This is a genomic window from Stappia sp. P2PMeth1 (assembly GCF_900185735.1).
Classification (GTDB): Bacteria; Pseudomonadota; Alphaproteobacteria; order Rhizobiales; family Stappiaceae; genus Stappia.
The window spans coordinates 236017-260828 of sequence record NZ_FYAW01000022.1; the positions used below are offsets into that span (position 1 = coordinate 236017).

Consider the following 24812-nt stretch of genomic DNA (forward strand, 5'->3'; position numbering starts at 1 on the left):
CGTCGCGACGGCGGAGGCAGACCTTATCCCCGGAGAATTCAAGGCTCAAGCGGGGTTGACGGCACATGCGACGAAAGCGGGGAGGACCGGCACCCGCGCGCGCGCAGCCTCTTCCGTCGCGCGCTTCGCCGCATTAGGGTCGGCCGCATGGCCGACGACATGCAGATCTCCCACAGGACAACGCCGCCGCGCGAGGACGTCTTGGCGTCGGACAGCGCCGGCGCGATCACGCCGGCACCCGACTTGTCCGCGATGACGCCGATGATGGCGCAGTATATCGAGATCAAGACGGCCAATCCCGACTGCCTGCTGTTCTACCGCATGGGCGACTTCTACGAGCTGTTCTTCCAGGATGCGGAAGAGGCCTCGCGGGCGCTGGGCATCACGCTGACCAAGCGCGGCAAGCATCTGGGCGAGGACATCCCGATGTGCGGCGTGCCGGTGCACGCGGCCGACGACTACCTGCAGAAGCTGATCTCGCTGGGCTTCCGCGTCGCGGTCTGCGAGCAGACCGAGGATCCGGCGGAGGCGAAGAAGCGCGGCTCCAAGTCGGTGGTGCGGCGGGAAGTGGTGCGGCTGGTGACGCCCGGTACGCTGACCGAGGACCGGCTGCTGGAGGCGGCGCGCAACAACTTCCTGCTGACGCTGGCGCGGGCACGCAGCGGATCGCTGGAGGACGAGGCGAGCTATGGCCTGGCCTGGGCCGACATTTCCACCGGCGCCTTTCGCGTCGCCACCAGCGACGCGCGGCAATTGGCCGGCGACCTTGCCCGCATCGATCCGCGCGAGATCGTCGTTGCCGACGCGCTGCTCGACGAGCCGGAGCTGCGCCGGCAGCTTGCCGAGACGGGGGCGGCGCTGTCGCCGGTGCCGCGCAGCCTGTTCGATGGGGCCACCGCCGGCGACCGGCTGGCGCGCTATTACGGCGTTGCGACGCCGGAGGCCTTCGGCAGCTTCTCGCGGCTGGAGCTGACGGCGGCGGCGGCCGCCATCGCCTATGTGGAGCGCACGCAATATGGCGAGCGCCCGCCGCTCGACCCGCCCTCGCGCGAGGCGACTTCGCGGCGGATGCTGATCGACCCGGCGACGCGGGCCAACCTGGAACTGATGCGCACGCTTTCGGGCGAGCGCGCCGGCTCGCTGCTGTCGGCGATCGACCGCACCGTCTCCGGTCCCGGATCGCGGCTGCTGGCCGCCCGGCTCTCCGGGCCACTGACCGAGGTGGAGGAGATCCGCAAGCGGCAGGACGCGGTGGCGCGGCTGGTCGGCGACACCTATCTGCGCGAGCGGCTGCGCGAGAGGCTCAAGGCCGTGCCCGACATGGCGCGGGCGCTGTCGCGCATCGCCATGCAGCGCGGCGGCCCGCGCGATCTTCTCGCCCTCGCCAGCGGTCTCGGCGCGGCGCGCGACATCGCCGGCCTGTTTCCGGACGCAGGCGGCGAGGGTGAGGAGATCGGCGCGGCGCTGGCGCGGATTGCGGCGGCGCCAGCGGAGCTTGCCGGCGAGCTGGAGCGGGCGCTGGTCGACGAGCCGCCGCTGCTCGCCCGCGACGGCGGCTTCGTTGCCGAAGGCTATCTCGCCGATCTCGACGAGATCCGCCGGCTGCGCGACGACAGCCGCAAGGTGATCGCGCAGTTGCAGGGCGCTCTGACCGACGAGCTGGCGATCCGGACGCTGAAGATCAAGCACAACAACGTGCTCGGCTGGTTCATCGAAGTGCCGGCGACCCATGCGGAAAAGCTGACGGCCGATCCGGCGCGCTTCATCCACCGGCAGACGATGGCCGGGGCGATGCGCTTCACCACCACCGAGCTCGCCGATCTGGAAAGCCGCATCGCCAATGCGGCCGGACGGGCGCTGGCGCTGGAAAGCGAGGTGTTCCGCCGGCTGTGCGAGGCGGTGACCGAGGCGGGCGAGGCCATCAAGGGCGCCGCCGACGGGCTGGCCGTGCTGGACGTGGCGGCGGGGCTTGCGCATCTCGCCGAGGCGGAGAGCCAGTGCCGGCCGGTGGTCGACGACAGCCTCGCCTTCGACATTCGCGGCGGCCGGCATCCGGTCGTCGAGCAGGCATTGAAGCGCGAGAGCGGTGGCAGCTTCGTCGCCAATGACGCGGATCTGGGGCCGAGCGAGGGCGAGACGGGCGGCCGCATCTGGCTGATCACCGGCCCCAACATGGCCGGCAAGTCGACCTTCCTGCGGCAGAACGCGCTGATCGCCATTCTGGCGCAGATGGGCGCCTTCGTGCCGGCGGCCTCGGCCCATATCGGCGTGGTCGACCGGCTGTTCTCGCGCGTCGGCGCGGCGGACGACCTGGCGCGCGGACGCTCGACCTTCATGGTGGAGATGGTCGAGACGGCGGCGATCCTCAACCAGGCGGGGGCGCGGGCGCTGGTGATCCTCGACGAGATCGGCCGCGGCACCTCGACTTTCGACGGACTGTCCATCGCCTGGGCGGCGATCGAGCACCTGCACGAGGTCAACCGCTCGCGGGCGCTGTTCGCCACCCATTACCACGAGCTGACCGCGCTCGCCGGCCGGCTGCCACGGCTCGCCAATGCCACGGTGCGGGTGCGCGAATGGCAGGGTGACGTGGTGTTCCTGCACGAAATCGTCGCCGGCGCCGCCGACCGGTCCTACGGCATCCAGGTGGCGAAGCTCGCCGGCCTGCCGCCGGTGGTGATCGAGCGGGCGAGGGCGGTGCTGGCGCAACTGGAAGAGCAGGACCGGCGCGCACCGGGCGAACAACTGATCGACGACCTGCCGCTGTTCGCCGCCGCAGCGCCGAGGGCGAGCGCGCCCGCCGCCAAGGCCGCGCCCGATCCGGTGCTCGAGGCGCTCGATGCCATCGACCCGGACGACCTGACGCCGCGCGCGGCGCTGGAGGCGCTCTACAAGCTGAAACAGGCGCGCAAAAAGACCTGAGCCGCCTTTACAGGCTCTCCAGCACGGGGCCGGCGAGCCCGGCCTCCCAACCGAGAATGGCGCGCTTGCGCGTCAGGCCCCAGTGATAGCCGCAGAGCTTGCCGGTGCTGCCGAGCACCCGGTGACAGGGCACTACGAAGGAGATCGGATTGCGCCCGACCGCCCGGCCGACAGCGCGCGAGGCGGTCGGCTTGCCGAGCCGCTCGGCGATGTCGCGATAGGTGGTGGCGCGGCCGAGCGGAATGCGCAGCAGGGTTTCCCAGACGCGGATCTCGAAATCCGTGCCGATCAGCACCACCCGCAGCGGCTGTTCGGCCGACCATTGCGAGGGCGCGAAGATGCGCTGCGCCAGCGGCGCGGTGAAGGCGACATCTTCGACATAGGCGGCGCGCGGCCAGCGGCCGGTCATGTCCTCCAGCGCGGCGCGCTCCTCGCCCGGATCGGCGAAGGCAAGGCCGGCAAGGCCGTGCTCCGTCGCCATCACCAGCGCGAGGCCGAAGGGCGAGGGGTGGAAGCCGTAGCGGATCTCGACGCCCTCGCCGCGCGCCCGGTAGACGCCGGGGGTCATCGCCTCGTGGGTGACGAAGAGATCATGCAGGCGCGCCGGACCGGACAGGCCGACTTCATAGCTGGCGTCGAGCACGGTGGCCGACTGGCGCAGCAGGGCGCGGGCATGGTCGAGGGTGATCGCCTGGACGAACTGCTTGGGCGTGATGCCGGCCCAGCGCGAGAACACCCGCTGCAACTGGATCGGGTCGAGGCCGGCCTCGGCGGCCAGCATCTCCAGTCCCGGCTGCTCGCGCCAGGTCTGCGTGATCACCTGGAGGGTGCGGCGGACGGTGTCGTAATCCTTCGCCGCCTCGGGAAGGTTCGCCCCCGGCACGGCCGGCAGGACCTCTTCCATGTTGCGCATCACCGTCATCGCCGGATCTCCTGCCACGCTCGCTGGTCGTTGGCTCATGAAACCATCGTCATCAAGCGGCGAGCCTAGCCACGCGGGGAGGAGGCCGCCACCCGATTTGCGAGGAGCTTCAGATTCGGGTGATTTGCGGGGCGGGTGCGCCGTCTTGCTTCGGCCAAAAACGCGGGCCAGTGTGCCGCCGCCAGCGACGCCGTTGCGCCGCCCGCGACGAGACCCACAGGGACATGCCGATGCACCAGTTCCGACCAGACGCCAGCCAGCCCATGACCCGTCATCTGCCCCGATCGGCCCTTGCCGCCGGGCTGGCGATGCTGTTCGCCGCCCTGCTGCCGCCCCTGCCCGCCGGGGCGCAAGGCAGCGGGCAAGAGGCCGGCGGACAGTCCAGCCAGCGCATGCAGCGCCGGCTGGTGATGATCCAGACCGACGATGACACCGCGATCCGCGAGGTCGAGATGGACGGCAAGCCGATGCAGGTTCGCCGCCGCGCGCAGGCCCGGGTCTTCGTCGAGGTCGAGGGCAACCCGAAGAATGACGGGCAGATCGACTGCCGGCGGTCGCTGCGGCTGGTGCTGGCCGACGGGCGGATCCTGCGCGACACGGTCGACATCTGCGGTGACTGGAAGGTGACGATGGCAACCAGCGGGCCCGCCGCGCGGCAGGCCGACGCGAGCCGCGGGGTGCGGCAGGCGGTGCCGACCGGCGAGGGCCCGGGCGCCCCGCCGCGCGCCGGCGGCATCCGCCGTCCCACGGTCAACGGGCAGCAGGACGGCGGGCAGCAGGACGGCGGGTTGCGCGGCAGCCGCGACGAGACCCGCCGGGAGACCGGCGGTGCGGAAGCGGCGGCACGGCCAGAGACGAGGCCGGAGACCCGGCCGGAGACGCGACCAGAGATTCAGCGAGAGACGCGGCCTGAGGTCGCGCCCGAGGCGATGGCACGGGCGGAAGCCCGCCCCTTGCACGACCTGCCGCTGTTCGAGGGCCGCAGGTGGTATGTGGAGGAGCGCGGCGGCGACCGGCTGCACCTGGTCTACGGCCTGCGCGAGACCGACGACCGGGCGCTGAGGGCGAGTTGCCGGCGCGGCTCCGACCGGATCGAGTTGCAGCTCGCCGCGACCGGCGACCGGCTGGCCGAAAACCAGCCGGTGGTGGTCGATCTGGCGGCGCGCGACGTCCGCCGCAGCTACACCGCGCGCGGCTCCAGCACCAATACCGAGTCCGGCCAGTCCGAGCCGGTGCTGACGCTCGCCGCCGACGATCCGATCTGGACCGGCATGATCCGCGGCGACACGCTGAGCGTCGGGGTTTCCGGCAACTGGCGCTACCGCATATCGCTGTCGGGAAGCGCCCAGCCGGTGCGCGCCTTCCAGCAGGCCTGCGCCACCCCGGCGCCCGTGGCAACGCTGCCGCCCGCCGAGCCCCTGCCCGGCCCGCCGGCCGCAAGCGGTGGCCTGAGCTGCCGCGAGGAGGGCGAGATCACCTCGCTGCCAAGCAGCCAGCCGGCCCGCATGATCTTCGTCAACGAGCGCAACCAGCCGGTGGTGGTGCACTGGCTCGACTTCGCCGGCCTGCGCCAGACCCAGGCCGGCGTGCCGCCGGGCGGGCGGATGATCCAGGACACGCTCGCCGGCCATCCCTGGCTCGTCGCCACCCAGGACGGACGCTGCCTCGGCATCTACGTGGCCGGCGGCGGCACCCGCACGGTGACGATCGGCCGGGGCGGCGGACTGGCGGCCCCCGACCCGGTCTTCCCGCCGGCACCGCCGCCGCAGATCCTGCCGCAGCCCCTGCCTCCCGCGCCGCTGCCACCCTCCGGCGACCTGCTGTCGCTGTCCTATGATTGCGACAGCGGCACCTATCTCGACGTGACCATCGACAACGCGCGCGGCACCGCAACGGTGCGCGAACGTGGCCTGTCGCCGGTGACGCTGGCCGACCGCTCGGGCGGCGGCGGCGAACTGAACTATGTCGGGCGCGGTTACGCGCTGAGCGGCACCGGCAACACCGTCACCTGGCAGCGGCCGGGCGCGGCGCCGCAGTTCTGCCGGATCTTCTGATCCGGCAGCCGGCGCCTTCGCGCCATGCGAAGAGGGGTCAGGCGGGTTCCGGCAGATCCGGACGCGGACCACCCGCCTTCGCCAGCGCGAGGGCGCGCCGCAGCGCGTCGGCAAAGCTGGTGCGGTCGTCCGGATTGAGGAAGCCGCCGATGTCGACCGACATGTCGCGAGCCGTCAGGGTGATGCGCAGGACGCCCTCGTCCTCCTCCTCGCGCACATGCAGCCGCGCCCAGAACGGATTGCAGGAATAGAGCTGCTCGCGCCCGGAGGCGAGCACCTTGCGCACGCGGATCTCGGTGCGCGAGACCTGCACCTCCTCGAAGGCCCGAGCCGCCCGGTAGTTCCAGCGGAAGGCGAGGAAAATCAGCAGGATATCAAGGCCGAGAAAGCCGAAGACCGGCCAGGCGCCGAGCGACAGGAAAACCAGGCCCGCCACCAGGCAGATGGCACAGACCACCAGCATGAGAACGCGGAATCCCGCCGGCCCCAGCGACCGGTAGGGGGTCAGCAGGGCCGCGAAGAAGGGGGCGTCCGGATCCGGGAGATCGGGGGACTCGGTTTTCGGATTGCCGCTCGTCATGAGCGGTGATTATAGAGGAGGAATGACCGCGAACCAGCCTGATCCCCGCAAGACGCGCAAACCTGCCGCAAAGCCCGTTGCCAAAGGCGGCAAGGCTGCCGCCAAGCCGAAGCCGGCAAAGCCGCGCGCGCCGGTGCGCCCGCGCTACAGCAAGGACGAGCTTTACGCGATCTTCGCCCGCTTCCACGCCGCCAACCCGGAGCCGACGGGCGAACTCCACTATGTCAATCCCTACACCCTGCTGGTCGCGGTGGCATTGTCGGCGCAGGCGACCGATGTCGGCGTCAACAAGGCGACGCGGCCGCTGTTCGAGATCGTCGACACGCCGCAGAAGATGGTCGACCTCGGCGAGGAGCGGCTGCGCGAGGCGATCAAGACGATCGGCCTCTACCGCAACAAGGCGAAGAACGTCATCGCCCTGTCGCAACTGCTGATCGACCGCTTCGGCGGCGAGGTGCCGCAGGACCGCGAGGCGCTGGAGACGCTGCCCGGCGTCGGCCGCAAGACCGCCAATGTGGTGCTGAACATCGCCTTCGGCCAGCCGACCATCGCCGTCGACACGCATCTCTTCCGCCTCGGCAACCGCATCGGCGTCGCGCCGGGCAAGACGCCGCTGGAGGTGGAGAGGGCGCTGGAAAAGGCGGTGCCGCCCGAGTTCCTGCTGCACGCCCATCACTGGCTGATCCTGCATGGCCGCTACATCTGCAAGGCGCGCAAGCCGGCCTGCGAGAAATGCCTGATCGCCGACCTGTGCAAGAGCCCGGACAACACCCGGCGACAGGCGGCATAGCCAAGCGGGCGCGATGACCGCGCCCGTCACTGTCTGGATGTCGTGATCTGAAGGTGTCCGGATCTGAAAGTCCGGAACGGGAGGCGGCAGGCCAAGGGCGCCGCCCCGCGCTCAGTCCTTGCGGCGCAGGCGGATCACCACGTCGACGCGGACGATCTCCATGCCTTCCGGCGCCTGGGGAAGCCGCGCCATGGCGACGCCGGAGCCGGGAATGTCGATCACCTTGTTGTCGCCTTCGATGAAGAAGTGATGGTGGTCGTCGGTGTTGGTGTCGAAATAGGTCTTGGTGCCCTCGACCGCGACCTCGCGCAGGAGGCCGGCCTCGGTGAACTGGTGCAGCGTGTTGTAGACCGTGGCCAGCGACACCGGAACATTGGCGGCTTCCGCCTCTTCGTGCAGGAGTTCCGCCGAAACGTGCCGGTTGCCCCTGGAATAGAGCAGCTCGGCCAGCGCGACACGCTGACGCGTCGGCCTCAGGCCGGCGGAGCGCAGCATTTCCTGAACTTCGATATGCCGGTGCAATTCACCCACGTGCGTGCGCTCGCTTTCCGTTTCCGTGCCTCCGCGGCACCGCCGCGGACTCTGATGTGGGGGTTCGACCCGCCGGGACGCAAGGTCCTTGGCTGTTTTCTGCCATGGATCGCGTCCGATTGGCAAGGTCGGGCCTTCCCCTACCCCTTAGCCTTGCCGGAAAAAGGGTCAAAAAAACGTCTGCCGAAGCCGCGGAAGGCGCAAAATGTCGGCCACCGACCTGAAAGCTTGCGAAAAAGCTCATTCAGAGAGCCACTTCACGGGTTTCCGCGGGCCAAGATGCTATGTTAGTAAGCGCGGCAGAACCAGATCCCGGTCCGGCAGGACGGCCAAGTCGGCTGCTTCGCGCATACGGGACACACCGACAACTGCGGGAATGGGAAGAACGTGCGGCAATCGAGCTACTCCTACGATGAATTGCTGGCCTGCGGACGCGGCGAGCTGTTTGGCCCCGGAAACGCGCAACTGCCGCTTCCGCCGATGCTGATGTTCGACCGCATCACCTCGATCTCCGAGGACGGCGGCGAGCACGGCCAGGGCCAGGTGCGGGCGGAGCTCGACATCCGCGACGACCTCTGGTTCTTCCCCTGCCATTTCCAGGGCGATCCGGTCATGCCGGGCTGCCTCGGCCTCGATGCGCTGTGGCAGATGACCGGCTTCTTCCTCGGCTGGCTCGGCGAGCCGGGCCGCGGTCGGGCGATCTCCACCGGCGAGATCAAGTTCTCCAAGATGGTCACCCCCGAGACGAAGCTTGTCGAGTACGGCGTCGATCTGAAGCGCGTGCGGCGCGGCCGCCTGGTGCTCGGCATCGCCGACGGCTGGCTCAAGGCCGATGGCGAGACGATCTACCAGGCGAAGGACCTCAAGGTCGGCCTGTTCAAGGCCGAGTGAAGCCGGTCGCGCCGACCCCGCAGCCGGCGAACGCGGGCGATTGATCGCCGCCGCGGTTGCGCCTATTTGGTGGGGGCAGGTCCCACCGTGCAGGCGGCGCGGGACCGCCGGACGGCGGGTGCCGCCCGCGGACAATACGCACATACCGAGCCGGCCGCAGCCGGCTCCGAAGACAGCATGGGAGACCGCGATGAGGCGGGTGGTGATAACCGGAATGGGCATCGTGTCGTCGCTGGGCGGCACCACCCAGGAAGTGACGGCGAGCCTGCGCGAGGGCAAGTCCGGCATCGTTCCGGCCGAGGACTATGCGCGGCTCGGCTTCCGCTGCCAGGTCCACGGCGCCCCGACCGTCGATCCCTTCGAGGTGCTCGACCGCCGCACGACCCGCTTCATGGGACCGGGCGCGGCCTGGACCTACATGTCGATGCAGCAGGCGATCGCCGATGCCGGTCTCGAGGAGAGCGACATCAGCAACGAGCGCACCGGCATCATCATGGGCTCCGGCGGCCCGTCGACCCGCACCATCGTCGAGGCGGCCGACATCACCCGCGACAAGGGTCCGCGCCGCATCGGACCGACCGCGGTGCCGAAGGCGATGAGCTCCACCACCTCGGCGACGCTGGCGACCCCGTTCAAGATCCACGGCGTCAACTATTCGATCTCCGCCGCCTGCGCGACCACCAACATCTGCATCGGCAACGCCGCCGAACTGATCCAGTGGGGCAAGCAGGACATCGTCTTCGCCGGCGGCGGCGAGGATCTCGACTGGACCATGTCGAACCTGTTCGACGCGATGGGCGCCATGTCGAGCAAATACAACGACACCGCCTACAATGCCTCACGCCCCTTCGACAAGAATCGCGACGGCTTCGTCATCGCCGGCGGCGGCGGCGTGCTGGTGCTGGAGGAGCTGGAGCACGCCAAGGCGCGCGGCGCGAAGATCTATGCCGAGATCGTCGGCTACGGCGCGACCTCGGACGGCTACGACATGGTCGCCCCGTCGGGCGAGGGCGCCGCGCGGTGCATGAAGCTCGCCATGGCCAATGTCCGCGAGCCGATCGACTACATCAACCCGCACGCGACCTCGACGCCGGTCGGCGACGAGCGCGAGGTGGAGGCGATGCGCAGCGTGTTCGGCAAGAACCTGCCGCGGATCTCGGCGACCAAGTCGATCTCCGGCCATTCGCTGGGCGCAGCCGGCGTGCATGAGGCGATCTATTCGCTGATCATGATGCAGAACGACTTCATCGCGCCCTCGGCCCATATCGAGGAGCTCGATCCGATCTTCGCCGACGTGCCGATCATGCGCGAGCGCGTCGACAATGCCGGCCTCAATGTCATCATGTCCAACGGCTTCGGCTTCGGCGGCACCAACGCCACGCTGGTCTTCCGCCGTTACGGCAACTGATTTCACGCAAACCAAATCCGGCCGCTTGCGGCAGAACCGGACGGAGCGGGGCGAAGCGCCCCCTCCGTATCTCGCACAGGAGTTGTGAATGAGCGGGCTTATGCAAGGCAAGCGCGGTCTCGTCATGGGCGTCGCGAACGATCACTCCATCGCCTGGGGGATCGCCAAGGCGCTCGCGGCGCAGGGGGCGGAGCTTGCCTTCACCTATCAGGGCGAGGCGTTCGGCCGCCGTGTCAAGCCGCTGGCCGAGAGCCTGGGCGCAGACCTGCTGATCCCCTGCGACGTCGAGGACATCGCGACGGTCGACAAGGTCTTCGAGACGCTGAAGGCCGAGTGGGGCAGCATCGACTTTCTCGTCCATGCCATCGCCTTTTCCGACAAGTCGGAACTGCGCGGCCGCTATGCCGACACGACGCGGGAGAACTTCACCCGCACGATGCTGATCTCCTGCTTCTCCTTCACCGAGATCGCCAAGCGGGCGGCTGGCCTGATGCCGAACGGCGGCTCAATCGTGACGCTGACCTATGGCGGCTCGACCAAGGTGATGCCGAACTACAACGTCATGGGCGTCGCCAAGGCGGCGCTGGAATCCTCCGTGCGTTACCTCGCCATGGATTACGGCCTGCAGAACGTGCGGGTCAACGCGATCTCCGCCGGGCCGGTGCGCACGCTGGCCGGGTCCGGCGTCTCCGACGCGCGGGTGATGTTCAACTATCAGAAGCAGCATTCGCCGCTCGGCCGCACGGTGACCATCGACGAGGTCGGCGGCTCGGCGCTCTACCTGCTGTCGGACCTGTCGTCCGGCGTCACCGGCGAGGTGCATTTCGTCGACAGCGGCTACAACACCGTGTCGATGCCGCGCCTCGACGCGCTGAAGACGCAGGAAGCGGAGGCCCAGGCCGCGCGGCACGCGCACGAGGACGTCTGACCGGCAGGTCATACCCCCTGCACGATGCGCAATCACGGCGGTCACGCGACAGCGCGGCCGCCGTTTCTTGTGCTTTCTTCAGAGGATCGCGGCCCCGACCGCTATTCGATCGTTTCGTCCGGATAGACGCCGAACAGCCGGGTCTGGTCAATCCAGCCGGAGAAGCGGTCGCCGCTGACGCGGCACCACCCCTGCCGGCAACTCCCGACATTGACCAGCACATTCGGTCCGAGCTCGGCGGCGAGGCGGGCATCGGAGCGCGGCTCGGCGCGCAGAGGCGTGGTGCCTGACTGTTCCCACGGCGTCACCAGCGCGGTCCTGCGCCCGCTCAGCAGCGAATGGAACACCCAGCCTTCCTCGCCCTGCCAGTCGCGGATGCGGCGCCAGTTCTCGAATTCCTGGACGATCTCCACCGGCAGGCCGGCGCGGACATAGGTCCAGCCGATGCGATGCTCCAGCGTCGGGCCGACGCGAACATTGACGCGTTCCGACTTCAGGCTGACGAAGCGCGGGACCGGAAAGCCGCTGGGGCCGCGCGCGGTGTTCTGGGCAAGGGCCGCGCCCGGCCCCGCCAGGCCCTGCAGCAGCACAAGCAGCCCGGCCGCGAGCACGCCAAGGAGGCGGACCAGGCGCCGCACACGCGGCGGGTGCGCGCGCGTGTCGCAGCTCGGGTCACTGCGGTGGTCGCGGTGGGCGCCGCCAGCCGCCGGCCGTCCGCCGGGATCTCCGCACCGCCTTGCCAGTCCACGCATCGAAGCCCCGTCCTTTCCGCCACGCCCCGTTATGCCCGCCTTCGCCAGCCCCTCCGCCAGCCTGGCAGGCGGGTCCAGCGAAAGACCGAGAATCGCACATTTTCAAGGCAGGCCCGCCCTGAGCCCGTCCTCCGGCGCCGAACGGCATTCCGATCCCTTGTTTTGACCGGACCATCTGGTAATGAGAACTGACGCGTCGGATCGACCGCTGCCGCGACGACGCAATTTCTGACAGGTAGGGTTAAGGAGCCCTCAACAGAGCGCGAAAAGGCGAGGAGCATGCCCAGGAAGAAGCCGCTGGTCGTCGTGACACGCAAACTGCCGGACGTCGTCGAGACGCGGATGCGCGAACTGTTCGAGACGCGCCTCAACGAGGCCGACAGGCCGCTGAGCCAGGCCGAGCTGGTCGAGGCGGTCAAGACCGCCGACGTGGTGGTGCCCACCGTCACCGACCGGATCGATTCCGCCGTACTGTCGCAGGCCGGCCCCAATCTCCGCTTGATCGCCAATTTCGGCAATGGCGTCGACAATATCGACGTGATCACCGCCAACAATCGCGGCATCACCGTCACCAACACGCCGGGCGTGCTGACCGAGGACACGGCCGACATGACGATGGCGCTGATCCTCGGCGTGCCGCGGCGCATCGCCGAAGGCATCAAGGTGCTGGAGCATGGCGAATGGGCCGGCTGGTCGCCGACCTGGATGCTTGGCCGCCGCATCTGGGGCAAGCGGCTCGGCATCATCGGCATGGGCCGCATCGGCCAGGCGGTGGCCCGCCGCGCCAAGGCCTTCGGCATGTCGATCCATTATCACAATCGCCGAAGGGTGTCGGAAGCGGTGGAGGAGGCGCTGGAGGCGACCTACTGGGACAGCCTCGACCAGATGCTGGCCCGCATGGATGTCGTGTCCATCCACTGCCCGCACACGCCGGCGACCTATCACCTGTTGTCGGCCCGCAGGCTGAAGCTGATGAAGCCGGAGGCCTATATCGTCAACACCGCGCGCGGCGAGGTGATCGACGAGGCGGCGCTGATCCGCCAGCTCGACGCCGGCCAGCTCGCCGGTGCCGGCCTCGACGTGTTCGAGCACGAGCCGGCGGTCAATCCGAAGCTCATCGCCTCCACCAAGGTGGTGCTGCTGCCGCATATGGGATCGGCCACCGTCGAGGGCCGTATCGATATGGGCGAGAAGGTCATCATCAACATCAAGACCTTCATGGACGGTCACCGGCCGCCGGATCGCGTCCTGCCGTCGATGCTGTGACCGGGACAGCCCGCCTCAGGCTCAGCTCTCCCGGGGCTCAGGCCTCGCCCGGCTCGTAGCGTTTCCACAAAGCCTTGTCGCCGATGCCGGAAATGAAGGCGGCATGGGCTTCCCGTTCGGCCGCTGTCAGGCGCGGGGGGAGCGGCACCGGTCGCGGCTGCGCGCGCGAGCGCTCGCGCGGAACCGTGCCGACGGCCGGGCCGGCGTCTTCCTCCACGGCGAAGGCCAGACCCGCCTGCTTGCCGCCGATCAGCTCGATATAGACCTCGGCCAGGATCTCGGAATCGAGGAGGGCGCCGTGCTTGGTGCGGCGCGAATTGTCGATGCCGTAGCGCGAGCAGAGCGCATCCAGCGAGGCGGGCGAGCCGGGGTGCTTGCGCCGGGCGATCGCCAGCGTGTCGAGCACCTGGGCCGGGGGGATCGGACCCATCCCGACCCGCGACAGCTCCATGTTGATAAAGCCCATGTCGAAGGAGGCGTTGTGGATCACCAGAACCGCATCGCCGACGAACTCCAGGAACTCCTGCGCCACCTCGGCGAATTTCGGCTTGTCGGCGAGGAACTCGGTCGACAGGCCGTGCACGTTGAACGCCTCCAGCGGCACGTCGCGCTCCGGATTGAGATAGACGTGATAGGTGCGGCCGGTCGGCACATGGTTGATCAGCTCGACGCCGCCGATTTCCACCAGCCGGTCGCCGTTCCTGGGATCAAGACCGGTCGTTTCCGTGTCGAAGGCGATTTCGCGCAAGGGCAGGTCCCCGTCTTTGGTGCCCGGCAGCCTTTCGGCCGGCCGGTCGTCAGTGTCTCAGATCGTCACCCGCAACGACAGCAGGGGCGGCGGCAACACCGCCTTCGCGGCCGGTTTTCCCCAGACCATCCCCGTGCGATCCCCAGGCAGCCCACCTGGTCGGTCCCAACTTGTGCCCGCGGTTTTCCTCAGCCGAGAAACGCCGCCGCCCGCAGCACCGCGCCGACGGTGCGGCGCGCCGCCTCCAGTCCCCTGCCGGTGTCGACCAGAAAATGGGCGCGGCGGCGCTTGTCCGCATCCGGCATCTGCTTCGCCAGAATGCCCTCGAGCCGCGCCTCGCTCATGCCGGGCCGGGCCAGCACCCGCTGGCGCTGAACCTCAGCCGGTGCAGTGACGACGACGGCGGCGCGGACCCGGCGCTCGCCGCCGGTTTCGAACAGCAGCGGAATGTCGAGCACGGCGACGCGGCAGCCCTGGCGCCTGGCGTCGTCAAGAAAGGCGGTTTCCGCCTCGCGCACCAAGGGATGCACGATCGCCTCCAGCCGCCGCATCTCATCTGGCTTGCCGATCACCCGCTCGCCGAGCCGGGCGCGGTCGACGGCACCACCCGTGACAGTGCCGGGAAACGCCGCCTCGATCAGCGGCGCGGCCTTGCCCGAATAGAGCCGGTGCACGGCGGCATCCGCATCATAGACCGCCGCTCCGGCTTCGGCGAACATGCGCGCCGTGGTGCTCTTGCCCATGCCGATGGAGCCGGTGAGGCCGAGAACGATCACGCCGCCACTCCGAGATCGGCCAGCAGCAGGGCCCGCAATTCGTCGGTGACCTGCGGGCGCACGCCGAACCAGCGCTCGAAGGCGGGCACCGCCTGATGCAGCAGCATGCCGAGCCCGTCGACCGTGACATTGCCGCGTGCCCTGGCAGCGGCCAGCAGCGGTGTTTCCAGCGGTGCATAGACCGCGTCGGTCACCAGCGCGGAAACAGGCAGCGGCGCCAGGTCGATCTGCAGCGGCGGCTGGCCCTGCATGCCGAGCGAGGTGGTGTTGACGAGGAGACCCGCTGTCCCCAGCAGATACGGGATTTCTCCCCAGCCGGCGGCTTTCGAGTCGGATCCGAAACGGGCGCAGAGTTCCTCGGCCTTCGACCTGGTCCGATTGACGATGGTCACGGTTTTCACACCGCGCGACAACAGCGCCCAGACGATGGCGCGGGCCGCGCCGCCGGCGCCCAGGACCACCGCCTCGCGCAGGCCGCTGTCCCAGCCCGGCGCCATCTGGTCGAGATTGCCGAGAAAGCCGAGCCCATCGGTGTTGGCGCCGTGTACCCGGCCGTCCTCCTCCACCCACAGGAGGTTCGCCGCGCCCATGGCCCGTGCCGCCTCGTCCAGCGTGGCGCAGGCGGCGGCGGCCGCTTCCTTGTTCGGCACGGTGACGTTGCAGCCGACCAGCCCCTGATCACCGAGCGTCCGGTAGAAGCGATCCGCCATCTCCGGCGGCACGGCGATGCGCTCATAGACACCGTCAATGCCATGGCTCGCCAGCCAATGGGTGTGGATGAGCGGAGACCGCGAATGGGTGACCGGATAGCCGGTGATCGCCGCGCGCCGCGTCATGCCTCGATCGCTCCCATCTCGCGCAATTGCTGGAGAAGCGGCAACAGCGGCAGGCCGAGGACCGTAAAATAGTCGCCCTCGATCGCCTCGAAAAGCTGCACGCCGCGCCCCTCGAGCTGATAGGCGCCAACGCTGGACAGCACCCCGTCGCCGGTGGCGGCAAGGTAGCGGCCGACAAATTCGGGACCGAAGCGGCGCATCTTCATGTGCACGGTGGCCGCGCCGCACCACAGGGTCTCGCCGTCACGGGCAATCGCCGCCGCCGAATGCAATTCGTGGCTCTGTCCCGACATGGCGAGGAGCTGGCGGCGCGCCGCCTCCATGTCTTCCGGCTTGGTCAACCGCTCACCGCCGAATTCCAGCACCTGATCGGCGCCAATGACCAGCGCGCCGGGATTGCGGGTGCTGGTTTCCTGCGCCTTGGCTTCGGCAAGGATGCGGGCGATATCGGCCGGCGGAAAGCCGCTTTCCAGCAGCGGCGCCTCGACGGCGCGCTCGTCCACCTGCGCCGGGTCGACCCGGAACGACAGGCCGGCATTGGCAAGCAGCTCGGCGCGGATCCGGCTGCCGCTGGCGAGAATGATGTCGGTCATGAACCCATCCGCAAGCTGTTGAAGGCCGCTTCAGGCGATATCAGGCCGCGCCCTCGTTTGCCAGAGCACTCTTGTGCGCGCGGTAGAGTGTCAGGATCTCCGCCGCCGTCTCCTCGATGGAGCGGCGGGTGACATCGATCAGCGGCCAGCCATGCTCGGCGCACAGCTTGCGCGTCACCGCGATCTCGCGGGCGATCACCCGGCGGTCGACATAGGTCTCGTTGCCGAAGGAACCGGCGCTCAAGGCGAGGATGCGGTTCTGCCGCACCTGCTGGATGCGCTCGACCGAGGCGATCACGGCAACGACCATGGCCCGGCGCAGTTCGGTGAGCTGACGGGGCAGGGGAATGTCCGGCACGATCGGGATGTTCGCCGCCTTGATGCCGCGATTGGCCAGATAGATGCAGGTCGGCGTCTTCGAGGTGCGGCTGACGCCGAGCAGCACCACATCCGCCTCGTCGAGGTTTTCCGGGATCTGGCCGTCGTCATGCAGCATGGTGAAATTGAGCGCCTCGATCCGGTGGAAATAGTCGGCGTCGAGCGCGTGCTGGCCACCGATCCGGCCGGTCAGGCGGACATTGAGATAGGACTGGAACACCGCAAAGACGGGCGAGAGGATGTTGACGCAGGGAACGCCATGGGCGCGCGCCGCCTGCTCCAGCCGTTCGGCAAGCTCCGGATCGACCAGCGTATAGAGGATGATGCCCGGCGCATGCTCGATCTCGTCCAGCACATGGTCGAGCTGCCGCGTCGAGCGCACCAGCGGATAGACGTGCTCGATCGCCTGGACATCCTCGTACTGGGCGCCGGCAGCGCGGGCAACGGTCATCAGCGTCTCGCCGGTCGAATCCGAAACCATATGCAAATGGAAGAAGTTGCGAGTCTTACCCAAGCTGTTATCCCCTGCCGGCGGCGCATCTGCTGGTGAGTGTGGTCAAGTCGGCCATTTTGGCGCCTCGCCCTCGAAACCATGCCCGAAGCGCGAAAACAATCAACACTGCACAGGCGCGGGGGAACCGGCAGCGGAAGGATCGCCGATAACGGGGAAAACCGGTTTGTTCCTGAACGGTCCCCAGCCTGTTCAACCCCGCCTTAAAGGTTAACAGATGGTTAACAAACGTCCATATGCCTGTTTTAATTGACGGATCCGGGTTATCACCGAAGGCGGGGAAGACACTTATGCCCGAAACCCCTCGACAGGACGGGGGCTAACAGGTCATGTGGAGCCGTGTCGACAACCGATAATCCCGGCTGTCCAGTGACAAACAAAAACAACAGAATCCTCTTTCAAGGATTCTTTTCTTTTTTAAAGGGGGTCTCGTGTCTCAGACCGCGTCGCGACGGATCATGCAAGTTCTGGCTGGCGAAAGGCTGTGGCCACCACCGATCTGGATGATGAGGCAGGCAGGCCGCTATCTCCCCGAATATCGCGAGACCCGTTCAAAAAGGGTTAACTTTCTTGAATTTTGCTACGACGTGGAGCTTGCCACGGAAGTGACATTGCAGCCGATCCGGCGCTACGGCTTCGACGCGGCGATTCTCTTCTCCGATATTTTCGTCGTTCCCGACGCGCTCGGATATCCCGTGCGCTTCGAGGAAGGGCGCGGTCCTGTGCTGGAGCCGCTGCGCGACGCGCTGGTCGGCTCCCTCGACCAGGCACGAGCCACCCGGCATCTCGACCCGGTGATCGAGATCGTCGGCCGGCTGCGGCGCGAACTGCCCGAGGAGGTGACGCTGCTGGGCTTCTGCGGGGCGCCCTGGACGGTCGCCTGCTACTCCGTGGCCGGTCACACCACCCAGGAGCAGACGGCGGCCAGGATCGGCGCCTATCGCGATCCGGAGCTGATGCAGGCCTTCATCGACCAGTTGGTCACCGCGTCCATCGGCTATCTGGTGCGCCAGCTTGAGGCCGGGGCCGACGCGGTGCAGATCTTCGACACCTGGGCCGGCGTGCTCGACGACGAGGGCTTCCGGCGCTGGTCGATCGCGCCGACCCGCGCCATCGTCGAGGGCGTGCGGGCGGCCGTGCCGGGAGCGCGGATCATCGGCTTTCCGAAAGCCTCCGCCGCCCGGCTCGCGGACTATATTGCCGGAACGGGCGTCGATGCGGTCGGGCTCGACTGGACCGTGCCGGGGGCGCTCGCCCGCGAGGTGCAAAAGCTGGTTCCGGTGCAGGGCAATCTCGATCCGATGCGGCTGGTCGCCGGCGGCCGGGCGCTGGAGGAGGGCGTCGACCAAGTGCTTGCGACACTTGGACAGGGTCCGCTGGTCTTCAACCTCGGCCATGGTGTGACGCCGGACGCCGATCCGGAGAATGTGGCGCGGATGATCGCCCGCGTGCGACAGGCGCCCGATCCCCGCGAAGGTTCTCTGGAGACCCGGTGACCCATGCTCTATCTCTGGCTGAAGGTCCTGCACATCATCTCGGTGATCGCCTGGATGGCCGCGCTGTTCTACCTGCCGCGGCTGTTCGTCTATCACGTCGAGGCGGGACCGGGCACGCCGCAGAGCGAGACCTTCAAGGTTATGGAGCGGCGGCTGCTCAAGGCGATCATGACCCCGGCGATGATCTCGTCATGGATCTTCGGGCTCTGGGTCGCCTATGAGGGCGGGTTCTTCTCGTCCGGTTGGTTCCACGCCAAGCTGACGCTGGTTCTGGCGATGAGCGCTCTGCACGGTTATCTGGCGCGCTGTGTGCGCCAATTTGCCGCGGACACCAACGTCAGGAGCTCGCGTCACTACCGTATCGTCAACGAGGTGCCGACCCTACTTATGGTGCTGATCGTGATTCTGGTGGTGATCAAGCCATTCTGACTGGTTGATCTCGGCTAACCCTGCGTCCGAATGACGTGGCTAACCTTTCCGGGCGCATGACAATATTGCGAGCACTCGCCGAATGGCGCTTGCTCTGGTGAATTTAAAAATGTAGATTCCGGCAACCTCACATCCTGCGGGCATGGTGTTGGCGACGTTCCGGGGCGACGAGTTTGGCCGCGCATCCGGGAACCGCAAAAGCACCAGGTCGGATCGGAAGGTCCGATTGTCGATCCGCAGCCACTCCCTTCCTTCCTGATCCAGGTTGCCAAGACGGCGACGCGGGATCATACGCATCCACCCCTAGCAGAAGACCATCCATTGCCCATGCGGGAAATGAAACTCTCAGATCTCAAGATCAAGACGCCGACCGAACTCCTCGCCTTTGCGGAGGAGCATGAGGTCGAGAACGCCAGCACCATGCGCAAGCAGGAGCTGATGTTCGCCATTCTCAAGCAGCTCGCCGCCCAGGACGTCGACATTATCGGCGAGGGCGTCGTCGAAGTGCTGCAGGACGGTTTCGGTTTTCTGCGCTCGCCGGACGCCAACTACCTTCCCGGCCCGGATGACATCTACATCTCACCGTCGCAGATCCGCCGCTTCTCGCTGAGAACCGGCGACACGGTCGAAGGCGAGATTCGTAGCCCGAAGGAGGGCGAGCGCTATTTCGCGCTGCTCAAGGTCAACAAGATCAATTTCGAGGACCCGGAAAAGGCGCGGCACAAGGTTCATTTCGACAATCTCACGCCGCTCTATCCCGACGAGCGGCTGAAGATGGAAGTCGAGACGCCGACCGGGAGCAAGGACCTGTCGTCGCGGGTCATCGACCTGGTCGCTCCGCTCGGCAAGGGCCAGCGCGGCCTGATCACCGCTCCGCCGCGCACCGGCAAGACGGTGTTCCTGCAGAACATCGCCAAGTCGATCACCACCAACCACCCCGAATGCTATCTGATCGTGCTGCTCATCGACGAGCGGCCCGAGGAAGTCACCGACATGCAGCGCACGGTGAACGGCGAGGTGGTGTCCTCCACCTTCGACGAGCCGGCGGTTCGCCACGTGCAGGTGGCCGAGATGGTCATCGAGAAGGCCAAGCGCCTGGTCGAGCATGGCCGCGACGTGGTGATCCTGCTGGATTCGATCACCCGGCTGGGGCGCGCCTACAACACCGTGGTTCCGTCCTCGGGCAAGGTGCTGACCGGCGGTGTCGATGCCAACGCGCTGCAGCGGCCGAAGCGCTTCTTCGGTGCGGCCCGTAACATCGAAGAGGGCGGGTCGCTGACGATCATCGCCACGGCCCTGATCGACACCGGCAGCCGCATGGACGAGGTCATCTTCGAGGAGTTCAAGGGTACGGGCAACTCCGAGATCATTCTCGACCGCAAGATCTCCGACAAGCGCGTCTTCCCGGCCATCGATATCCAGCGATCCGGCACCCGCAAGGAAGAGCTTCTGGTCGAGCCGGTGAACCTGAAGAAGACGTTCGTGCTGCGCCGCATCCTCAACCCGATGGGGACGGTCGACGCCATCGAGTTCCTGCTCGACAAGCTGCGCCAAACCAAGTCGAACGACGATTTCTTCGACAGCATGAACACCTGACGGCGCTGCGCGGCATCGCCGCGACGCGGATACGAGATTCACGTGAAACACCCGCGGAGGTCCGAGATCTCCGCGGGTGTTGCTTTTTGCAGGACGGGTGTTTCACGTGAATCAGGTCGATTCGGAGGTGCAACGATGGCAGGCGAGGGCGGGGCGGGCCCGGTGATCGAAACCGCGAGGCTGCTGTTGCGTCCGTGGCGGGAGGAGGACAAGGTGCCCTTCGCCGCGATGAACGGCGACCCTTGCGTGATGCGCTATTTTCCCTCGGTGCTCACCCGCGATGAGAGCGATGCGATGGTCGATCTGGCACGGGCCCGGGCGGCGGCGGATGGGATCTGTTTCCAGCCGGTGATCGAGAAGGCGGGCGGGTCGTTCATCGGTTTCGTCGGCCTCAACCGGCCGAGGCATCCGCTGCCCTTCCTGCCCTGTATCGAGATCGGTTGGCGGCTCGCCCGTTCGGCGTGGGGACAGGGCTATGCCAGCGAGGCCGCGCGGGCATGGCTTCGATTCGGTTTCGAAACACAGGGTCTCGACGAGATCGTCTCCTTCACCGCCGTGCTGAACGCTCCGTCGCGGCGGGTGATGGAGCGGATCGGCATGCGGCGGGACACGGCCGCGGATTTCGCTCATCCGGCAATCGATGGCGCAAGCCCCCTATCGCCGCATGTGCTTTATCGCCTCGGCGTGAAGGATTGGGCCTCTCACCGGGGCGGCGGATCTGGCAGCGCCGGCGACTGCCCGGACTGAGGCTGGGCCTTAATGTCGGGACGCGAAGTGGGCAAGCACTGGTCCGACATCGGCGGCGCTGGTTAGCGGTGCGCTGCAGGCTCCCCGCCGGCAGAGATAGAGGGTGGGGCGCCCGGCGCGGGCGGTCTTGCCGTGCAGCGGGTGGCTGGCCGGGAAATCGTGGCCGTCCGAAACTTCCAAGCGGATGATGGCGGGATCGGCGAGGCCGGCAACGGCCCGGCGCAACGCCATCGCGCTCTCGGACCGGTCTCCCTCGAGCGGCGTCACCAGCACCGCGAGCACTGCGTTTTCGGCGGTGTCCAGGGCGCTCAACAGGCTCGCCGTGCCGAAAACGTTGCCGACGATGTCGGCGGCGAAACCAGCAAGGATCGCCTCTGAGGTCTCCGCCAGCCTATCGTCGCCGAGGAGGTGCGACAGGCGCAGGAAGGCCTCAGCCGCCAGCCCGTTGGCATTGGGAACGGCCTCGTCCATTGGCGAGAACGGCCGTATGATGATGTCGTTCGCCTCGCGTGAGGCGAGGTGGTAGCCGCCGCCCTCATGGGCAAAGTCCCGATCGAGCCGGCGGCCGAGGTCGAGGGCGTCGGCGAGAAATCGATTCGCCTCCGACATGGACCACGAGGTTTCGGCGAGGGTGACGGCGGCCTTCATCATCGCCGCAAGGTCGCTGGCAAATCCCGGCCGGGTGAGGCGACCTCCGCACCAGGCGTGGGCGAGGCGACCCTCGTTGTCGCGCATGTGATCCATGACGAAGCCATAGGCATCGATGGCGAGCCGGCGCCAGGATTCACGTGAAACACCTTCCAGGCGGAAGAGATACTCGGCCTCCGCCAGCGCGGCGATGGTCAAGCCGTTCCAGTCGGCGAGGACCTTGTCGTCTCGCGCCGGGGGCACCCGGTTTTGACGGGCGTTGAGCAGCGCGGCGCGGGCGGCGGGATAGGGCGCGGCGCCCGCGCCTGGGCCGGCGCGCGGTGGCGACAGGCGGTTCGGAATGCTTGCGCCCTCGAAATTGCCGCAGGCGCTGATGTCATAGGCCTGGCAGAAGGCAAGGCAGGCATCGCGGTCGAGGACCCTCGCCACCTGATCCGGCGTCCAGACATAGAAGCGGCCCTCCTCGCCCTCGCTGTCGGCATCGAGGCTTGCGGCGAAGGCCGGCCCGTTCATCATCTCCCGCTGCAGCCAGCCGACGGTCTCATCGAGTCGGGTCCGGAACAACTCGGTGAGCGGTGGGGAAAGATCGGCGAGGGCGAGCGCGCGGGCGAGGTGAGCGATGTATTGGGCGTTGTCATAGAGCATCTTCTCGAAATGCGGGACCAGCCAGCGCTCGTCGACGGAATAGCGGGCAAGGCCGCCACCGACATGATCGTAGATGCCGCCGTTGCTCATGCGCTCCAGCGTCAGCACGCAGGCATCAAGAGCCTCGGCAGAGCCGCTGCGCAGGGCCGCGCGCCAGACGAGTTCGCTGACGCAGGCCTGGGGAAATTTGGGTGCGCCGCGGATGCCGCCATGGGTCGTGTCGTAAAGGCCGGCGAGGCGCAGGCCGGCGGTGACGGCAAGGTCCGGCGGCAGGGCGCCGGCCGCTTGGGGGCGGGCCGCCGCCAGATGGGACATCAGAGCCTTGCGGTTGGTCTCGATTCGGCTCCGATCCATTCGATAGGCATGATTGACCGCCTCCAGGACCTCGATGAAACCAGGCCGCCCCCAACGAGAGGTTCTTGGGAAATAGGTGCCGCCCCAGAAGGGCTCTCCCTCGCTGGTGAGGAACATCGTCAGCGGCCAGCCACCCTGCTGGCCAAGGGCATGCAGCGCGGTCATGTAGATCTGGTCGATGTCCGGGCGCTCCTCCCGGTCGACCTTGATATTGACGAAGAGGCGGTTCATGACCGCGGCGACGTCCGGATCTTCGAAGCTCTCATGGGCCATGACATGGCACCAGTGGCAGGCGGCGTAGCCGACCGAGAGGAGGATGGGCTTGTCGGCGGCGCGGGCCTCGGCCAGCGCTTCCGGTCCCCAGGGACGCCAAGCGACCGGATTGTCCTTGTGCTGCAGCAGATAGGGGCTGGTGGCGCCGGCCAGACGGTTGTCGGTCATGGGCCTCTCCGATATCAGGGCGTGGCAGGCTCCGGCCGGGGAAGCGGGCGGAGCCGATGATGGTTGTTGAGGAAAGGCTAGGTCAGTCGATGTCTGGAGCCAAGGGAAAGCGGATGGGGGGAGGCAATGAGACGCTGCCCGGACGCGCTACGATCTTTGCCCTGTCCAGCGGGGCGGTGCCCGCTGGTGTGGCGGTGATCCGCCTGTCCGGAGAGGGGACCCGATTCGCCCTCGAAACGATGTGCGGGACCTGCCCGGCGCCGCGCCGCGCCTCCGTGCGCGAGCTGCGCCGGCCGGCGGATGGCTCTGTCCTCGACCGGGCGCTGGTGCTGTGGTTTCCCGGCCCCGCCAGCTTTACCGGAGAGGACGTTGCCGAGTTCCATTGCCATGGTGGACGCGCGGTGGTTTCCGCGGTGCTGGAGGTGCTTGGCAGCCTACCGGGATGCCGGCCGGCCGAGGCGGGGGAGTTTACCCGCCGGGCTTTCGACAACGACCGGATGGACCTGCTTGAGGTCGAGGGCCTCGCCGATCTGATTGCGGCGGAAACGGAAGCGCAGCGGCGGCTGGCGATGAGCCAGGCCGGCGGTGCGCTGGCGGCGGTCTATGACGGCTGGCGCGGCCGGCTGACCCGCGCGCGGGCCCTAGTGGAGGCGGAGTTCGATTTCGCCGACGAGGAGGACGTGCCCGACGATGTCTCCGTCGTGGTGTGGGAGGAGGTTGCTCGCCTGCGCGAAGAGATCGCCGGGCATCTTGCCCGGTCGCAGCGGGCCGAGCGGCTGCGCAGCGGTGTTCAGGTGGTGCTGCTCGGTGCGCCGAATGCCGGCAAGTCGAGCCTTTTGAACGCGCTGGCGCGGCGGGATGTCGCCATCGTCACGGAAGAAGCGGGAACCACCCGCGACGTCATCGAGGTGCATATGGATCTCGACGGTTATCCGATGACGTTGGTCGATACTGCGGGGCTGCGCGAGGCGGCGGGACTGGTCGAGCGGGAGGGCATCCGCCGGGCGCTTGCGCGGGCCGAGGATGCAGACCTGGTGCTGTGGCTTGTCGCGCCGGAGACGGACCCTTCCAGCGGACAGTCATCTCCGCCGCCGCATGCAACGACTGCCCTCTGGCGGATCGAGACCAAGGCCGATACGGGAACGGGGTGGCCGGCGGCAGCAGCGGGGGAGCGAGACTTCCGCCTGTCCGTGCGCAGCGGCGAGGGGGTCGATGCGCTGCTTGCTGCGCTGGCGACGTTTGCGGCACGACATGTCGGCGGGGTGGACGAGCCGCTGGCCGCGCGGGAGCGGCACCGGCGGCATCTGGAGGACTGCCTGGCGGCGCTTGGTGAGGCGCTGGCGGAGTGCCGATCGCTGGAAATCCGCGCCGAGGACCTGCGCCGGGCTGGGGAGTCGCTGGGGCGGATTGCTGGACGCGTCGGCGTGGAGGACCTGCTGGACGTGATTTTCCGAGAATTTTGTATCGGAAAGTAAACGAGCGTTTCACGTGAAACAGCGGGAATCGAGGATCGATTCAAACCCGTAATGAAGACTCATCCGAAACAGATGTCAGACAGAGGCTGGTAACG

At 67.8% G+C, this 24812-nt stretch carries 22 protein-coding genes; 12 read left to right on the forward strand and 10 right to left on the reverse strand.

Going from position 1 to position 24812, the window contains the following annotated elements; genetic code table 11:
* The first annotated feature begins 159 nt into the window (after window positions 1-159).
* A complete protein-coding gene (gene mutS / locus P2PM1_RS16625) occupies window positions 160-2922 on the forward strand; it encodes a DNA mismatch repair protein MutS (RefSeq protein ID WP_371636876.1) in 2763 nt (920 codons plus the stop codon).
* A gap of 7 nt (window positions 2923-2929) precedes the next feature.
* Here mutS and P2PM1_RS16630 read toward each other — a convergent pair whose 3' ends face one another.
* The gene (locus P2PM1_RS16630) at window positions 2930-3826 is read right to left on the reverse strand and encodes a methylated-DNA--[protein]-cysteine S-methyltransferase (protein ID WP_186400060.1); all 897 of its coding nucleotides are present in this window, start codon (window positions 3824-3826) and stop codon (window positions 2930-2932) included.
* 248 nt (window positions 3827-4074) lie between these two features.
* Between P2PM1_RS16630 and P2PM1_RS16635 the strand changes: the two genes are divergently transcribed.
* Window positions 4075-5898 carry a hypothetical protein gene (locus tag P2PM1_RS16635; RefSeq protein WP_186399827.1) on the forward strand — a complete coding sequence of 608 codons (1824 nt, stop codon included), beginning with the start codon at window positions 4075-4077 and terminating at the stop codon, window positions 5896-5898.
* Between the two features lie 37 nt (window positions 5899-5935).
* On the opposite strand, the gene P2PM1_RS16640 is transcribed toward P2PM1_RS16635, so the two are convergent.
* Window positions 5936-6478 carry a DUF2244 domain-containing protein gene (locus P2PM1_RS16640; RefSeq protein WP_186399828.1) on the reverse strand — a complete coding sequence of 181 codons (543 nt, stop codon included), beginning with the start codon at window positions 6476-6478 and terminating at the stop codon, window positions 5936-5938.
* Window positions 6479-6500: 22 nt separating this feature from the next.
* On the opposite strand from P2PM1_RS16640, the gene nth reads away from it, so the two are divergent.
* A complete protein-coding gene (gene nth, locus P2PM1_RS16645; RefSeq protein ID WP_186387761.1) occupies window positions 6501-7268 on the forward strand; it encodes an endonuclease III in 768 nt (255 codons plus the stop codon).
* Window positions 7269-7379: 111 nt separating this feature from the next.
* Here nth and irrA read toward each other — a convergent pair whose 3' ends face one another.
* Complete coding sequence (gene irrA / locus P2PM1_RS16650) at window positions 7380-7790, reverse strand: iron response transcriptional regulator IrrA (protein ID WP_371515084.1); 411 nt, start codon at window positions 7788-7790, stop codon at window positions 7380-7382.
* A 396-nt stretch (window positions 7791-8186) separates the two neighbouring features.
* On the opposite strand from irrA, the gene fabA reads away from it, so the two are divergent.
* From fabA to fabI, 3 genes are all read left to right on the forward strand, one after another.
* On the forward strand, window positions 8187-8690 hold the full coding sequence (fabA, locus tag P2PM1_RS16655; protein ID WP_186387759.1) for a 3-hydroxyacyl-[acyl-carrier-protein] dehydratase FabA: 504 nt from the start codon (window positions 8187-8189) through the stop codon (window positions 8688-8690).
* 190 nt (window positions 8691-8880) lie between these two features.
* Complete coding sequence (gene fabB, locus P2PM1_RS16660; protein ID WP_186387758.1) at window positions 8881-10098, forward strand: beta-ketoacyl-ACP synthase I; 1218 nt, start codon at window positions 8881-8883, stop codon at window positions 10096-10098.
* An 88-nt stretch (window positions 10099-10186) separates the two neighbouring features.
* Complete coding sequence (gene fabI, locus P2PM1_RS16665) at window positions 10187-11026, forward strand: enoyl-ACP reductase FabI (RefSeq protein ID WP_186387757.1); 840 nt, start codon at window positions 10187-10189, stop codon at window positions 11024-11026.
* A gap of 101 nt (window positions 11027-11127) precedes the next feature.
* Here the strand turns inward: fabI and P2PM1_RS16670 are convergent, their stop codons facing one another.
* A complete protein-coding gene (locus P2PM1_RS16670; protein WP_371636878.1) occupies window positions 11128-11655 on the reverse strand; it encodes an SH3 domain-containing protein in 528 nt (175 codons plus the stop codon).
* Window positions 11656-12057: 402 nt separating this feature from the next.
* On the opposite strand from P2PM1_RS16670, the gene P2PM1_RS16675 reads away from it, so the two are divergent.
* On the forward strand, window positions 12058-13044 hold the full coding sequence (locus P2PM1_RS16675; RefSeq protein WP_186387755.1) for a D-glycerate dehydrogenase: 987 nt from the start codon (window positions 12058-12060) through the stop codon (window positions 13042-13044).
* Window positions 13045-13081: 37 nt separating this feature from the next.
* Here P2PM1_RS16675 and dnaQ read toward each other — a convergent pair whose 3' ends face one another.
* From dnaQ to P2PM1_RS16700, 5 genes are all read right to left on the reverse strand, one after another.
* Complete coding sequence (gene dnaQ, locus P2PM1_RS16680) at window positions 13082-13792, reverse strand: DNA polymerase III subunit epsilon (protein ID WP_186387754.1); 711 nt, start codon at window positions 13790-13792, stop codon at window positions 13082-13084.
* Between the two features lie 188 nt (window positions 13793-13980).
* Window positions 13981-14568: a dephospho-CoA kinase gene (coaE, locus tag P2PM1_RS16685; protein WP_186387753.1), complete on the reverse strand. Its 588-nt coding sequence runs from the start codon at window positions 14566-14568 to the stop codon at window positions 13981-13983.
* Complete coding sequence (locus P2PM1_RS16690) at window positions 14565-15404, reverse strand: shikimate dehydrogenase (protein ID WP_186399830.1); 840 nt, start codon at window positions 15402-15404, stop codon at window positions 14565-14567. The genes coaE and P2PM1_RS16690 overlap by 4 nt, the downstream gene beginning before the upstream one ends.
* Window positions 15401-15997: a Maf family protein gene (locus P2PM1_RS16695; protein ID WP_186399831.1), complete on the reverse strand. Its 597-nt coding sequence runs from the start codon at window positions 15995-15997 to the stop codon at window positions 15401-15403. Before P2PM1_RS16695 ends, P2PM1_RS16690 begins: the two co-directional genes overlap by 4 nt.
* A 40-nt stretch (window positions 15998-16037) precedes the next feature.
* Complete coding sequence (locus P2PM1_RS16700) at window positions 16038-16889, reverse strand: pyruvate, water dikinase regulatory protein (protein ID WP_186387750.1); 852 nt, start codon at window positions 16887-16889, stop codon at window positions 16038-16040.
* A gap of 455 nt (window positions 16890-17344) precedes the next feature.
* Here P2PM1_RS16700 and hemE point away from each other — a divergent pair, with 455 nt between their 5' ends.
* The 4 genes from hemE (at window position 17345) to P2PM1_RS16720 (ending at window position 21154) form a co-directional block, all read left to right on the forward strand.
* Complete coding sequence (gene hemE / locus P2PM1_RS16705; protein ID WP_186396002.1) at window positions 17345-18382, forward strand: uroporphyrinogen decarboxylase; 1038 nt, start codon at window positions 17345-17347, stop codon at window positions 18380-18382.
* Between the two features lie 3 nt (window positions 18383-18385).
* Window positions 18386-18811 (forward strand): protoporphyrinogen oxidase HemJ, encoded by a 426-nt coding sequence (gene hemJ / locus P2PM1_RS16710; RefSeq protein ID WP_186396003.1) that lies wholly within the window; start codon window positions 18386-18388, stop codon window positions 18809-18811.
* Between the two features lie 327 nt (window positions 18812-19138).
* Window positions 19139-20407 carry a transcription termination factor Rho gene (rho, locus tag P2PM1_RS16715; protein WP_186387747.1) on the forward strand — a complete coding sequence of 423 codons (1269 nt, stop codon included), beginning with the start codon at window positions 19139-19141 and terminating at the stop codon, window positions 20405-20407.
* Window positions 20408-20542: 135 nt separating this feature from the next.
* Window positions 20543-21154 carry a GNAT family N-acetyltransferase gene (locus P2PM1_RS16720; protein ID WP_186399832.1) on the forward strand — a complete coding sequence of 204 codons (612 nt, stop codon included), beginning with the start codon at window positions 20543-20545 and terminating at the stop codon, window positions 21152-21154.
* Window positions 21155-21163: 9 nt separating this feature from the next.
* Here the strand turns inward: P2PM1_RS16720 and P2PM1_RS16725 are convergent, their stop codons facing one another.
* Window positions 21164-23242, reverse strand: a complete 2079-nt coding sequence (locus P2PM1_RS16725; RefSeq protein WP_186399833.1) for a thioredoxin domain-containing protein — start codon at window positions 23240-23242, stop codon at window positions 21164-21166.
* A 113-nt stretch (window positions 23243-23355) separates the two neighbouring features.
* Between P2PM1_RS16725 and mnmE the strand changes: the two genes are divergently transcribed.
* Window positions 23356-24717 (forward strand): tRNA uridine-5-carboxymethylaminomethyl(34) synthesis GTPase MnmE, encoded by a 1362-nt coding sequence (mnmE, locus tag P2PM1_RS16730; protein WP_186399834.1) that lies wholly within the window; start codon window positions 23356-23358, stop codon window positions 24715-24717.
* Window positions 24718-24812 lie beyond the last annotated feature (95 nt).

What these genes read in the sequence shown, in the direction of transcription:
- mutS (WP_371636876.1), top strand. Translation starts at nt 160, where the DNA reads ATGCAGATCTCCCACAGGACAACGCCGCCGCGCGAGGACGTCTTGGCG.
- P2PM1_RS16630 (WP_186400060.1), bottom strand. Translation starts at nt 3,826, where the DNA reads ATGGAAGAGGTCCTGCCGGCCGTGCCGGGGGCGAACCTTCCCGAGGCG.
- P2PM1_RS16635 (WP_186399827.1), top strand. Translation starts at nt 4,075, where the DNA reads ATGCACCAGTTCCGACCAGACGCCAGCCAGCCCATGACCCGTCATCTG.
- P2PM1_RS16640 (WP_186399828.1), bottom strand. Translation starts at nt 6,478, where the DNA reads ATGACGAGCGGCAATCCGAAAACCGAGTCCCCCGATCTCCCGGATCCG.
- nth (WP_186387761.1), top strand. Translation starts at nt 6,501, where the DNA reads ATGACCGCGAACCAGCCTGATCCCCGCAAGACGCGCAAACCTGCCGCA.
- fabB (WP_186387758.1), top strand. Translation starts at nt 8,881, where the DNA reads ATGAGGCGGGTGGTGATAACCGGAATGGGCATCGTGTCGTCGCTGGGC.
- fabI (WP_186387757.1), top strand. Translation starts at nt 10,187, where the DNA reads ATGAGCGGGCTTATGCAAGGCAAGCGCGGTCTCGTCATGGGCGTCGCG.
- P2PM1_RS16675 (WP_186387755.1), top strand. Translation starts at nt 12,058, where the DNA reads ATGCCCAGGAAGAAGCCGCTGGTCGTCGTGACACGCAAACTGCCGGAC.
- P2PM1_RS16690 (WP_186399830.1), bottom strand. Translation starts at nt 15,404, where the DNA reads ATGACGCGGCGCGCGGCGATCACCGGCTATCCGGTCACCCATTCGCGG.
- P2PM1_RS16695 (WP_186399831.1), bottom strand. Translation starts at nt 15,997, where the DNA reads ATGACCGACATCATTCTCGCCAGCGGCAGCCGGATCCGCGCCGAGCTG.
- hemE (WP_186396002.1), top strand. Translation starts at nt 17,345, where the DNA reads ATGCAAGTTCTGGCTGGCGAAAGGCTGTGGCCACCACCGATCTGGATG.
- hemJ (WP_186396003.1), top strand. Translation starts at nt 18,386, where the DNA reads ATGCTCTATCTCTGGCTGAAGGTCCTGCACATCATCTCGGTGATCGCC.
- rho (WP_186387747.1), top strand. Translation starts at nt 19,139, where the DNA reads ATGCGGGAAATGAAACTCTCAGATCTCAAGATCAAGACGCCGACCGAA.
- P2PM1_RS16720 (WP_186399832.1), top strand. Translation starts at nt 20,543, where the DNA reads ATGGCAGGCGAGGGCGGGGCGGGCCCGGTGATCGAAACCGCGAGGCTG.
- P2PM1_RS16725 (WP_186399833.1), bottom strand. Translation starts at nt 23,242, where the DNA reads ATGACCGACAACCGTCTGGCCGGCGCCACCAGCCCCTATCTGCTGCAG.
- mnmE (WP_186399834.1), top strand. Translation starts at nt 23,356, where the DNA reads ATGGGGGGAGGCAATGAGACGCTGCCCGGACGCGCTACGATCTTTGCC.